Origin of the sequence: Lentzea roselyniae, from assembly GCF_039537795.1 — a bacterium.
In the GTDB taxonomy this organism is placed as follows: Bacteria; Actinomycetota; Actinomycetes; order Mycobacteriales; family Pseudonocardiaceae; genus Lentzea; species Lentzea atacamensis.
In genome coordinates this window covers 281,056-293,427 of sequence record NZ_BAABBE010000005.1, presented here as the reverse complement: position 1 = coordinate 293,427, position 12,372 = coordinate 281,056, and the positions used below count along the sequence as shown (strand labels likewise).

Genomic DNA, 12,372 nt, shown 5'->3' with positions numbered 1-12,372 from the left:
AAAGTCTCAACCGTGCGTCCAACTGACCTCGCCCGTGAACACGGCATCTCGACTCAGGCCGTGCGCAACTACGAGCAGTCCGGGTTCATCCCGCCCGCCGCGCGCACCCCGTCCGGCTACCGCGTCTACACCGAGATCCACGCCGCCGCGTTGCGCACCTTCATCACCCTGATCCCCGCCTTCGGCCACGCGGTGGCCGGCCAGATCATGAGCTCGGTTCACGCCGGCGCCCTGGACGACGTCCTCCTGACCATCGACCGCGGCCACGAACAACTCCTCCGCGACCGCGAAACCCTCAACTCCGTCAGCCGCGCCGTGCACGACCTGACCGACTTCGAGCCGGTGCTGGAACCACGCTCGATCGGCGAACTGGCCAGGCGCCTGGGCGTCACCGCGGCCACCCTCCGCGCATGGGAGGAGGCCGGCATCCTCGTCCCGGACCGCGACCCCGCCGGCTACCGCGTGTTCCGGGCAGAGGACGTGCGCGACGCCGAACTGGCCCACCTCCTGCGCCGTGGTGGCTATCCGTTGGCGCGCATAGCTTTGGTGGTCGAGCAGGTCCGCACCGCGGGCGGCACCGACACGCTGGCCACCGCACTGGTCGACTGGCAGCGCCGCCTCAACGCGCGAGGCCTCGCGATGCTGGCCGCCTCCGCGCAGCTCGACGGCTACCTGAGCAAGCTCCGCCCCGGGGTCCACGACGTGGGACGCTTAGGCTGATCTCATGCGCACAGCTCTGGTCGGCTACGGACTAGGTGGGGCCGCCTTCCACGCCCCGTTCATCGAGGCGACCCCCGGCCTCGAACTCTCCGCCGTGGTCACCGCCAACCCGGTCCGCCAGGCCGAGGTCGCCCAGCGCTACCCCGCAGCCCGCCTGCTGTCCTCTCTGGACGGAGTCTGGTCCGGCGGGTTCGACCTCGTGGTGATCACCACCCCGAACCGCTTCCACGCGACCCACGCCCGCCAGGTCCTCGAACACGGCCTGAACGTGGTGGTGGACAAGCCCTTCGCGGGCTCAGCGGCGGAAGCGCGCGCCCTGGCCTCGATCGCCGCGGCCAGAGACCTGATGCTGGTGCCGTTCCACAACCGCCGCTGGGACGGCGACTTCCTGACCGTCCAAAAGCTCCTGTCCACCAACGCCCTGGGCCCCGTCCACCGCTTCGAGTCCCGTTTCGAGCGCTACCGCCCGGAAATCAAGTCCTCCTGGAAGGAATCCGGCGACCCCGCCGATCTGGGCAGCATCCTCTTCGACCTGGGCACCCACCTCGTCGACCAGTCCGTGGCCCTCTTCGGCCGCCCGCTGTCCGTCCACGCCGAAATCGCCACCGTCCGCCCTGGCGCCCGAGCCGACGACGACGTGTTCCTCTCCCTGACCCACGAGGGCGGCGTCCGCTCCCACCTGTGGATGAGCGCGCTGGCCGCCGACCTGGGCCCGCGCTTCCGCGTGCTCGGCCATGACGCCGCCTACGTGAAGTACGGCATGGACCCGCAGGAGGAATGCCTCAAGGCGGGTGAGACGCCGGCCGGTCCCGGATGGGGCGAGGAGCCCGAGTCGAACTGGGGCATGGTCCGCGGCAAGCCCCACCGCACCGAGCCCGGCGCCTACCAGGACTTCTACGCCTCCGTCGCCGCCGGTGTGGCGCCGGTGTCGCCACAGGACGCCGTCACGGGCCTGGAAGTGATCGAGGCAGCCAAGCAGTCGGCGGTCACGGGAGACTCGGTCCGCCTCTGATCACCGGCCCGGCAGTCTGAAGTAGAGCACGCCACCTTCGTTCTCGACGCGGAGCCCGAGGCCGGCCAGGAACTCCTCGGCGGCGGGGGCCTGCCCCGGCACGGGTACCACGTACGCTCTACCGCCCTCGTCCTCGCAACACGACCTGGTGGCGCAGACCGCCCACAAGCCCGTCACGATCTCGGCAAGCCCTTGGTCGACACAGGCCTCCTTGCCATGGGCCCGCACATGGATCTGACGGTGCCGCACGGCCACGAGGCCGCCACTGAACTGCTTGCACGTGTCACACAACGGATAGGGGCCGAGGACCACGTCGTCGGGCGCGGCCTGCTCCCCCACCTGCCGCGTCCAAGCGGCCAGGCCCAGCTCGCGGTTGTGCCGGGAATCCGCGAGGGCGGTCTCGTGCTGACCGGGTGCGTCCTCGACCAGCCGCTCGCGGATCCGGACGGCCTCCTCGGTGACGTGCAGTCCCTCCTCGAACCGCTCCGCCTTCATCAGGAAGGAACCGAGGTTGTGCAGCCAGCGGGCGAGGTCGGGGAGACGTTCGTCGGGTGAGTCGACAGCCAGGCGCCGCTCGATCCGCACGGCGTGCTCGACCACCGGTACCGCCTCCTCGAGGCGGTCGCAGTCGGACAGGCAGAAGCCGAGCTGACCGAGCGCATTGGCGTACAACGGCTCGAACCAGCCGGGGTTCCGAGGCAGGAGCCGCTGGTAGAGCGCGACCGCTTGTTCCGCGGCCAACAGCGCGTGCTCCCGCTGTTCCACCTCCGCGTGCAACAACGACTGCCGGTGCAGCGCTTCGGCGAGGTTGGGTCCGAACCGGGCGGGCTCCGCCGCGGCACGGCGACGGCAGATCTCCGCGGCCTCGGCGAGAGTGGCCAGCGCGTCGTGTCGTCGGTCCGCCTCGGCCTGCCGCACCGCAAGCCGGATCAGGACCGTCGTGAGGTCGCGCTCGAATCGCGGGGACCGCGCAGCCATTCGGCGCACATAGGCCGCCACCTCCTCGGCACCGGCCAGATCCCGCATCGCCCAGCGGGTGAGCTTGTCCATCCATCGACGAGCCACGGTGCCCTCCCCCGCCCGAGCCAGGTGCTCAGGATACGGAAGTGGCCGGGTGCGCCTCAGCCGCGAACGAGCGGCGGATGCAACGCGGTCGCGGGGCCGCGCCGGAACAAGGCCGCCGGCCGTCCGCCGTCGCGAGTGGTCGTCTCGCCGGTCGCCTCCAGCAACCCGTCCACTCCGGTCACCTTCCGGTGGAAGTTCCGCGGGTCCAGCGAAATCCCCCAGACGATCTCGTAGACCCGCCGCAACTCGGCGACCGTGAACTCGGCACCGCAGAACTCGGTCCCGAGCGGCGTGTACTCCAGCTTGGCCCGAGCCCTCTCGACCCCGTCGCTCAAGATCCGCGCGTGATCGAACGCCAACGTCGACACCTCCGACACGGGCACCCAGGAGGCAGCCGCGGCATCCGTCCCCGCCACCGGCACCGGCAGGTCCGGCGCCAGCGCCAGGTAGGCCACCGACACCACCCTCATCCGCGGATCCCGCCGGGGTTCCCCGTAGGTGGCCAGCTGCTCCAGGTGCAGCCCGAAAACCCCGGTCTCCTCGACGAGCTCCCGCGCAGCCGCGGCGTCAACCGACTCGGACACCCGCACGAACCCGCCCGGCAACGCCCACCGCCCCCGGAACGGCGCCTCTCCTCGCCGAACCAACAGCGCACACAGCGCGTCGGACCGCACGGTCAGCACCACCAGGTCGACCGTGACAGCGAAGGGAGGGAAATCACTTGGCGTGTACACACCACCCAGTATAGGGTTATCGTCAGATTGACGACAAGGAGAGCCGACGATGGCCGACATCAGCACCTACCCGGGACTCCGTCACCTCAGAGGAGCCCCGACGGTCCACATCAGACACATCCGCAAGGGCAGGGTCGTCCACGAGGGCACCGGCCTGAGCTTCTGGTTCCGCCCGAGAACCGCGGTGCTGAGCGAGGTCCCGGTGGACGACCGCGAGCTTCCGATGCTGTTCCACGCCCGCACCCAGGACTACCAGGACGTGACGGTCCAGCTGACGGTCACGTACCGGTGCACCGACCCGGAGACGGCCACGGCACGCATCGACTTCTCGATCGACCCCGACACCGGCACCTGGCGGCAGGACCCGTTGAGCCAGATCGCCAACACGCTCACCGAGAGCACCCAGCAGCACGCCCTCAAGATCCTCGCCACCCTGGACCTCGAAACCGCCATCAGGACCGGTGTCGAGAAGGTCAAGCAGTCGGTCTCGGCCGGCCTGACCGCGGCCCACATCGGCATGGAGATCATCGACGTCAGGGTGGTGGCCATCCGCCCGGACGCCGACATGGAGAAGGCCCTCCAGACCACCATCCGCGAGAGGGTCCAGCAGGACGCCGACAAGGCCACCTACGAGCGCCGTGCCATGGCCGTGGAGCGCGAGCGGGCGATCAGCGAGAACGAGCTCCAGAACCAGATCGAGCTGGCCAAGCGCGAGGAGCTCCTGGTCGTGCAACGAGGTGCGAACGCGCTGAAGAAGGCGGAGGACCACGCCAGGGCCAGCAGGATCGCCGACGACGCCAAGGCCGACGGCATCCGCAAGCTCGCCGAAGCCGAGGCCGCCGGCGAGAAGGCGAGGCTGGACGCCTACAAGGAGATCCCCCAGAACGTCCTCCTGGCGCTGGCGGCCAAGGAGCTCGCGGGCAACCTGCCGGAGATCGGCAGCATCACCCTCACGCCGGACCTGATCCAGCCGATCCTGCAGAGACTTGCCCGATGAGCCTCGCCCCGAGAATTGTGCTGGTGCACCGGCGCACCGAGCTGACAGAGTTGCTGGCACGGCATGGCACACGCGGCCAGGTCGAGTTCTTCCTGAAGTCCCGCAACAGAACCCTGGACGAGGTGGTGGACCGTGACCAGCAGGCCCGCAAGGCGCTGGGAGTTGTCAGCGCCGCGATCCCGCTCGACTGGCGCCGCGGCGTGGTCGAGAGGGAAGACCTGTCGCGGTTCCTGTTCGCGCCCGAGGACGTAGTCGTCATCGTCGGGCAGGACGGGCTGGTCGCCAACGTCGCCAAGTACCTCGACGGCCAGCCCGTGATCGGCATCAACCCGCAGCGGGGCGTGCTCGCGAAGCACGCCCCGCAGGACGCCGCGGAGCTCCTCCACAACACCGGTGACACCGAGGACCGCACGATGGTCGAGGCGCGGTCGGACGACGGCCAGACCCTGTGCGCGCTCAACGAGATCTACGTCGGCCATCCGAGCCACCAGACCAGCCGGTACCGCATCGGGAACGAACGCCAGGCCTCGTCCGGCATCCTCGTCGGCAGCGGCACCGGTGCGACGGGCTGGTGCTCGAGTGCCCACCGGGAAAGGAAAAGCGCGATCGCCCTCCCGGAGCCGACCGAGCGCAGGCTCGTGTGGTTCGTCAGGGAGGCGTGGCCGTCGCCGAGCACCGGCATCGAACACACCGAGGGCGAGCTCACCGACAGGCCGCTCGACATCGACGTGGAGTCCGACGGGCTGGTGGCGTTCGGCGACGGCATCGAAAGCGACGCGCTACGCCTCGGCTGGGGTCAGCGGCTGAGCGTCGGACTCGCCTCCCGCCGGCTCCGCCTCGTGCGCTGAGCCGATCACCAGCAGGCACACACCGGACAGCACCGCGCCGGCGATCAGGTAGAGCGCGACGGCCCAGGTTCCGTAGGCCAGCAACGAGGTCGCGACGAAGGGCGCCAGGCCACCGCCGAGCACAGCGCCGAGCTGGTAGCTCACCGCCACACCGCTGTACCGCACGCGCGTGCGGAACAGTTCGGCGAAGTAGGCGGCCATCGGCCCGAACAACGCGCCTGAGCCGACGAAGCCGAGCACGATCGCCGCGGTGAACCACCGCACGTCCATCAACCAGAACATCGGAAACGCGAACGCCGCCTGGAACACCGCTCCGCCGAACATCACGGGCAGCCGCCCGATCCGGTCCGACAGCCGGGCGAACACGGGCACGGCGACCACCTGTGCGAGCCCGCCGAGCACCTGCGCCACCAGGAGATCGTCCGGAGACATCCGCAGCGCCGTGCGGCCGTAGTTGATGGTGAACACCGACAACACGAAGATGAAGATCTGGAAGCCGAGGTTCACGCCCGCGCCGAGCAGCAGCACCTGCCACCGGGTGCGCACGACCTCCACGAGCGGCATCCGGGACTTCTCGGCGCGGGCGAAGCGCGGGCTCTCGGACACCCGCAGCCTGATGTAGAGACCGATACCGACCAGCACGATCGAGAACAGGAACGGCAAACGCCAGCCCCACGACAGGAAGTCGGGGCCCGTCGCCCGCGACGACAGGTACATCGCGAGGTTCGCCAGCACGAGACCGACCGGCGAGCCGATGAACACCCAGCTGCCGTACCAACCCCAACGGCCCGGTGGCGCGTGTTCGACGGCCATCAGCGACGCGCCGCCCTGTTCGCCGCCCATGAAGAAGCCCTGCACGATCCGCAGCAGCACCAGCAGTACCGGTGCCGCGATGCCGATCGAGGCGTAGGACGGCAGCAGGCCGATCAACGCCGTGGCGAGCCCCGTCGCCGACAGCGTGATCACGAGCATCGCGCGGCGCCCGAACCGGTCGCCGAGATGGCCGATCACCGCGCCGCCGAGCGGGCGGGCCACAAAACCCGCTCCGAACGTGGCGAACGCCAGCAGCACGCCGACGCGACTGTCGAACTGCGGAAAGAAGATCTTGTTGAACACGAGCGCCGAGGCCGTGCCGTAGAGCAGGAAGTCGTACAGCTCGATCGTGTTACCGACCGCGGATGCCACAGCTACTTTGCGTACCCCCGTCATCGTTCCAGCCTGGTCGAGGGATTGACACTGCGCAATGGTCCGGTCACCCTTCGTCCTACGTTCCTACTCTTCAGTAACGAGGTAGCAATGACGCGCCGAGTGACTGTTGTATCCCTGCTCACGGCCCTGATAGCAGCGATTGTGGTCCCGACCGCCAGCGCGGCTCCGCAGTACCGGAACTACGTCTCACTCGGGGATTCGTTCGTCTCCGGACCGTTCATCCCCCTGCAGCGGCTCGACCCGCTGAGTTGCTTCAAGTCGACGCAGAACTACCCGTCCGTCCTCGCCCGCAAGCTCGGCATCACGAACTTCACCGACATCTCCTGCGGTGGCGCCCAGACCAAGGACATGGCCGGCGTGCAGACCGGCTTCCCCGGTCAGTCCGTGCCGCAGCTGTCCGCCCTGAAGCCCGGCACGGACCTCGTCACCGTCTCCATCGGAGGCAACGACATCGGGTTCAGCGAGATCATCACGACCTGCGCGAGCCGCGGCCTGACCGACCCGCACGGCGCGCCCTGCAAGGCGTTGTACGGCGACGAACTGGCCCAGCGCATCAACGCCACCGCGCCCAAGGTCGCGGACGTCCTCAAGGGAATCAAGCAGCGTTCACCGAACGCCAGGGTCGTGGTCGTCGGCTACCTGCGGATCCTGCCGCCGTCGCAGGGCTGCTGGCCTCTCGTGCCCATCGCGAGCGGCGACGTGCCGTACCTCGACGACATGCAGAAGCTGCTCAACGGCATGCTCGCCGCACAGGCCAAGGCCGCGGGTGCGGGCTGGGTCAACCCGTACGACATCAGCCTCGGCCGCGACGTGTGCGCGGCGCCGTGGGACAAGTGGGTCGAGGGCCTCATCCCGACGAGGCTCGCGTTCCCGGTTCACCCGAATGCCAGCGGCATGGCTGCGGTGGGTAAGCAGGTCGCCGCCGCCCTCGCCGGGACGGAGCTCGCGGGCGTCTAGTTGCACAGAGTTGCAGCGGTTTACACGATCTGGTGTTACCGCTGAGTTGATTGGAGATCCGGGTCCCTGCCGCGCCACTCTGTTGGCATGGCAAGGACCCGACTTCTGTTCGCCTGCCTCGCGCTGGCCGCTCCGCTCGTCCCCGCGACGGCCCAGGCGGTACCCCGCCCCGCATCCGGCCTGGTGCTGTCGGTGCGGCCGGAGATGGGCACGCTCAGCACCACGGTGCTCACCTGCGAACCCGCGGGCGGACTGCACAAGAACGCCAAGCAGGCTTGCGCCGACCTCATCCCCGTCGACGGCGACTTCACCAGGATGGAGCCGGCGGCCGACGCCGCGTGCACCATGGAGCTCAACACGACCAAGGCCAAGCTGAGGGGCAAGTGGCGCGGCAAGAAGGTCGTGTTCGAGCAGGTGTACTCCAACCCGTGCGTGATGCGCGTCCACACGGGCAAGGTGTTCGACTTCTAGACCGCGTCCGCCGGTGCCCCGCCGCACCGCCGTCGCGGCGGGGCACCGGCGACGCCCTATCCGGGCAGACCCCACGACGGTGCCGGAGCACCGATCACCGGGCCGACCTTCAGGTCGGGCCTGTCACCGTTGCGGTGGATGACAGCTTCCTCGCCGCGCCGCAGCTCGATGCGCAGATCTCCGTTGGGCAGCACCGAAAAGCGCTTCGGCCGGCCCCGGTGGTCACGCACGACCGGATCCTTGATGTCCGTCCGGACGACACAGGGCGCGCCGGCCTCACTGCGCAGCTTGATCCACCGCGTGGCTCCCTTCTGCCGTGACGCGCTGAGCAGGAACGCGCCCTGCGTCCGGAAGTTGTCGAGCGAGATCTCCGGCCACGGCACCGCGGGGAAGACGCGGATCACGCCACCCCAGCTCTGGCACAGCATGTCGTACATCGACTGCACCGCGCTCAAAGGCGTTTCGATGACCGGCCCGGACTCCTGGTACATCGTGTTCGGCTTGATGTACCGGCGCATCAGCTCGCCGAGGTAGAAGTCCGCCTTGTCCCCGCGCAGCATCTGCGCGCTGATCGACGCGGCACCCGTGAACGTGTAGCCCTGCAGCGCGCCTTCGAAGCTGATCCAGTGGTTCAGCGAGGTCTCGATCAGCTGGCGTTTCGAGACGTCCTCCCACGTCACCTCGTACAGCGGGTAGATCTGCAGCAGGTGCGAATAGTGCCGGTGCGACTTCGCGAACGGCACCCCGGCGCCGATCATGTACCCGTTGGCGTCCACCGGGTACGGCGTGAGGTTCGCGAGCGTGTCCTGCCACTTCGGGATCAGCGGATCGTTGACGCGCAACGACTTCGCGGACTCCAGCAGGGTCTGGCAGCCCCACCGGATCAGCGCGAGGTCGTAGTTGCAGTCCGGTGCGTTGACGCCGTACTCCGGCGAGAAGGTGAACGGCAGGTGCCACTTCCCGTCCGAGCCCTTGGTGAGGAAGTGGAAGTAGTAGTTGATGGCCCTGCGCAGCAACGGGAACAGCACGTTGCGCAGGACCCGGTCGTCCATGGTGTGCCGGTAGGTGAGCCAGACGTTGTGCAGCGTCCAGGTCAGGTTGCCGACTTCGGGCGTGGGCACTTCCTTGCCGGGAATCCCCACGCCGTAACCGGAGTTGCCGATGCCGGCACCGTTGTTGAGCACGGTGTCGGTGGTGCGCGGGATGCCCGCGCTGTCGTGCCGGTACTCGGCGGGAACCTGCTCGACGAGCACGTCGCGGTACCTGTCGACCGAGTACGTGACGGCGTCGAAGTCGACGTGGTTGGAGCCGTGGATCAGCCAGTACTCCAGCTGCACGTTGAGGTTCCACCACGTGTTCGGCCATGGCGTGTTCTCGAGCCACGGGCCGCAGGTCGCGATCGCGGGGGCCTCCTTGCGGGCCGCGGACGCGAACTTGTAGAGCTGGATCCAGTAGAACGCCTGCAGCCGCTTGTCCGGAATGGACAGGAAGCTCCTGCGGTAGAAGTCGTGCCACCACAACCGGTGGTCGACGGCGAGGCCCTCGATCGAACCGCACCGGACGTTGCCGATCGCCCTGCGCACAGCGGTCTTCTGCGGGTGCGACCACGCGACGCTGGTGAAGAGCGTCCGCCGGGTGCCGCGGGTGACCTCGCGCCACGCCGTGACGTGCTCGCCGCCCGCGTTCAGCGGCTGCACCGCGAGCTGCACGTCACCGCTGCTGGTGAGCTGCACGGGCGGGTTGTCGGTGAAGCCGGCGGGCGCGGGGCGGTTCCACTTCGGGTCGGTGCGCGGGCTGATCGCCTTGAGCGGGTGGAAGACCCACTTGAACGCGCGCTCGCCCTCGCTGGCCTGGACGTCGATGGCGTAGAGGTCGCGGTTGGTGTGGATGAACGCGCGCAGCCGCAGACTTCCCGCGGCCGTGGTGATCGTGCCGGTCAGCTCGGCGTTCCAGAGGTCGAGCCGCCAGTCGACGCCGGTGATCGCGCCGACGGGTTCGAGCGTGAAGTAGCCGATGGGCAGCCGGGCGAGGCCGAAGAGGGCCCCGAACTCCGGCCGGTGGTCCTGCACCTGGGAGTGCTGGACGTTGAATCTGATGGCGTTGGCGTTCGGTTCGGCGTAGATGCCGGAGCCCAGGAACCCGTTGCCGAGGTACGGCCCCTCGAACCAGGTCGCGGGCATCTTCTTCCAGATGAGATCCGATGACCCGATGAAGTCTCTCCAGTTGAAGCCATCACCCGCTGACGCGCCGGAAGGCAGCAGCGCACTGCCCGCTACCCCGGCCAACGCGCCTCCGATCAGCGTGCGCCGGTTGAGTTCGACCACGTTCTGGCACCTCACTTCGATGTGCGGTCAGGTCCACGCGGGCGGCGATTCATCGGATCTTTCGTGAGGAGTCAGCCGGAGTCAAGACCCGTGTCTAGGCTTCGATCATGGGGGACTTCCTCGTCTACACGATCGGCTTCCCGGTCACGTTCCTGCTGCTGGTCATGGGCATGGCACTCGCGGCCCGGCGCATCCTGGGCCTGCGCATCGGCCTGATCCGCACCGCGCTGGCCTGTCTGCTCGCCATGTCGGTCGCGTCGAGCGCTTTCGGGGAGACCACGGTCGAGCCGACCGCCGGGCTGGTGACCCTCCAGCTTGGGCTGTCGATCCTCACGGTGATCGGGCTGCTGGCGTTCGCGGAGATCATCGTGCCGACCGGCTCGATCCCGCCGCCGACGGAGTGGTGGGGCATGCTGCGGCGCCGCATCGCCCGCACGCGCAGGTACTCGCGGATCACCGCGATCGCGTTCCGGCACGGCCTCGGGCCCTACCTGCGCGGCCGCGAACGGTCGTCCGCCGGGCTGGCGAGGTCGTTGCGACTCGCGTTGCAGGACGCCGGAGTGACGTTCGTGAAGCTCGGGCAGGTGTTGTCGACGCGTGCCGACCTCCTGTCGGAGGAGTTCGTCGAGGAGCTCAGCCTGTTGCAGGACAAGGTTCCACCGGCGAAGTGGGCGGACGTCCGCGCGGTGCTCGACGCCGAGGTCGGGCTGGACGCGTTCGCGTCGGTCGACGAGACGCCGCTGGCCGCCGCCTCGATCGCGCAGGTGCACAGGGCCGTGCTGAAGTCGGGCGCGGAGGTCGTGGTGAAGGTGCAGCGACCTGGCGTGCGAGCGGTGGCCGAGGGCGACCTGGACATCGTCTCCCGGCTGACTGAGACGTTGCAGCGCACGCGGTGGGGCTCGGCGCTGGGCGTGCGGGACCTGGCGGCGGGGTTCGCTGCGGCGTTGCGGGAGGAGCTGGACTTCAAGGTCGAGGCACGCAACATCGCGGCGGTGGCAGCTGTTTCGGACACCTCCGTCGGGCTGCCGCACGTCCACCTGTCGACTTCTCGCGTTCTCGTCATGGACCGGCTCGACGGCGTGCCCCTGCGCGGTACCGCTGAGGACGAGGGCCTGGCGCGGACGTTGCTGCGCTTCGTGCTGCGACAGGTGATGCTCGACGGCGTCTTCCACGCGGACCCGCATCCGGGCAACGTGCTGTTGCTGAACGACGGACGGCTCGGACTGCTCGACTTCGGCTCGGTCGGGCGGATCGACTCAAGCCTGCGGGCGGCGCTGCAACGACTCCTGCTCGCGATCGACCGCAGTGATCCCGCCGGGCTGACGGACGCGTTGCTGGAACTCACCTCCCGGCCCGAGGACATCGACGAGCAACGGCTGGAGCGCGCGCTCGGGCAGTTCATGGCACGGCACCTCGGCGCGGGCATGCGGCCGGACGTGGAGATGTTCGGCGACCTGTTCCTGATCGTGTCCCGGTTCGGGCTGAGCGTCCCGCCGGAGATCGCGGCGGTGTTCCGGGCGCTGGCGACGCTGGAGGGCACGCTGGGTGTGCTCTCGCCGGGCTTCAACATCGTGGTGGAGTCACGGGCGTTCGCCACCGAGCAGATCTCCGAGCGGCTGACGCCGGAGTCCGTGCAGCGCACGATGGCCGAGGAGCTCCAGGCCGTGCTGCCGATGCTGCGCCGCCTGCCCAGGCGGATCGACCGGATCACCGGCGCGATGGAGCAGGGCCGGCTCAGCATGTCGATGCGGCTCTTCGCCGACGAACGCGACCGGTCGTTCGTGACCGGCCTGCTGCACCAGGTGATGCTGACCGTCCTGGGTGCGACCGCCGGCGTGATGGCGGTGCTTCTGCTCGGGTCCTCCGGTGGGCCGCAGGTCGTGCCGGAGATCGGCCTCTACCAGGTGTTCGGCTACAACCTGCTGATCATCAGCGTGCTGCTGGGCCTGCGCGTCGTCGTGACGGTGTTCCGTCCCCGGCCTTGACGGATTTAGGTTTGCAATGCAAATCTGATTGCAGTCGAGCACAGTTGGGG

At 68.9% G+C, this 12,372-nt stretch carries 11 protein-coding genes; 7 read left to right on the top strand and 4 right to left on the bottom strand.

Annotation, left to right across the window (positions count from 1 at the left end; all coding sequences use genetic code 11):
• Positions 1-12 precede the first annotated feature (12 nt).
• Positions 13-720: a TioE family transcriptional regulator gene (locus ABFX45_RS11290; protein WP_346129477.1), complete on the top strand. Its 708-nt coding sequence runs from the start codon at positions 13-15 to the stop codon at positions 718-720.
• A gap of 4 nt (positions 721-724) precedes the next feature.
• A complete protein-coding gene (locus tag ABFX45_RS11285; protein ID WP_346129475.1) occupies positions 725-1,732 on the top strand; it encodes a Gfo/Idh/MocA family protein in 1,008 nt (335 codons plus the stop codon).
• Here the strand turns inward: ABFX45_RS11285 and ABFX45_RS11280 are convergent, their stop codons facing one another.
• Both ABFX45_RS11280 and ABFX45_RS11275 read right to left on the bottom strand, forming a co-directional pair.
• Entirely contained in the window at positions 1,733-2,797 is a 1,065-nt protein-coding gene (locus tag ABFX45_RS11280) for a tetratricopeptide repeat protein (protein ID WP_346129473.1), read from the bottom strand. It abuts the gene before it with no gap.
• Positions 2,798-2,853: 56 nt separating this feature from the next.
• On the bottom strand, positions 2,854-3,531 hold the full coding sequence (locus ABFX45_RS11275; protein ID WP_346129471.1) for an NUDIX hydrolase: 678 nt from the start codon (positions 3,529-3,531) through the stop codon (positions 2,854-2,856).
• A gap of 49 nt (positions 3,532-3,580) precedes the next feature.
• On the opposite strand from ABFX45_RS11275, the gene ABFX45_RS11270 reads away from it, so the two are divergent.
• Entirely contained in the window at positions 3,581-4,528 is a 948-nt protein-coding gene (locus tag ABFX45_RS11270) for an SPFH domain-containing protein (protein WP_346129469.1), read from the top strand.
• A complete protein-coding gene (locus ABFX45_RS11265) occupies positions 4,525-5,376 on the top strand; it encodes a hypothetical protein (protein ID WP_346129467.1) in 852 nt (283 codons plus the stop codon). Before ABFX45_RS11270 ends, ABFX45_RS11265 begins: the two co-directional genes overlap by 4 nt.
• Here ABFX45_RS11265 and ABFX45_RS11260 read toward each other — a convergent pair.
• Entirely contained in the window at positions 5,308-6,561 is a 1,254-nt protein-coding gene (locus ABFX45_RS11260) for an MFS transporter (RefSeq protein WP_346129465.1), read from the bottom strand. The genes ABFX45_RS11265 and ABFX45_RS11260 overlap by 69 nt on opposite strands.
• A gap of 165 nt (positions 6,562-6,726) precedes the next feature.
• Here ABFX45_RS11260 and ABFX45_RS11255 point away from each other — a divergent pair, with 165 nt between their 5' ends.
• Both ABFX45_RS11255 and ABFX45_RS11250 read left to right on the top strand, forming a co-directional pair.
• On the top strand, positions 6,727-7,542 hold the full coding sequence (locus ABFX45_RS11255; protein WP_346129463.1) for an SGNH/GDSL hydrolase family protein: 816 nt from the start codon (positions 6,727-6,729) through the stop codon (positions 7,540-7,542).
• A gap of 87 nt (positions 7,543-7,629) precedes the next feature.
• Positions 7,630-8,013, top strand: a complete 384-nt coding sequence (locus ABFX45_RS11250) for an SSI family serine proteinase inhibitor (RefSeq protein ID WP_346129461.1) — start codon at positions 7,630-7,632, stop codon at positions 8,011-8,013.
• A 56-nt stretch (positions 8,014-8,069) separates the two neighbouring features.
• On the opposite strand, the gene ABFX45_RS11245 is transcribed toward ABFX45_RS11250, so the two are convergent.
• On the bottom strand, positions 8,070-10,337 hold the full coding sequence (locus tag ABFX45_RS11245; RefSeq protein WP_346129459.1) for a glycosyl hydrolase family 95 catalytic domain-containing protein: 2,268 nt from the start codon (positions 10,335-10,337) through the stop codon (positions 8,070-8,072).
• Between the two features lie 107 nt (positions 10,338-10,444).
• Here ABFX45_RS11245 and ABFX45_RS11240 point away from each other — a divergent pair, with 107 nt between their 5' ends.
• The gene (locus ABFX45_RS11240; protein WP_346129457.1) at positions 10,445-12,322 is read left to right on the top strand and encodes an ABC1 kinase family protein; all 1,878 of its coding nucleotides are present in this window, start codon (positions 10,445-10,447) and stop codon (positions 12,320-12,322) included.
• Positions 12,323-12,372: the final 50 nt, after the last annotated feature.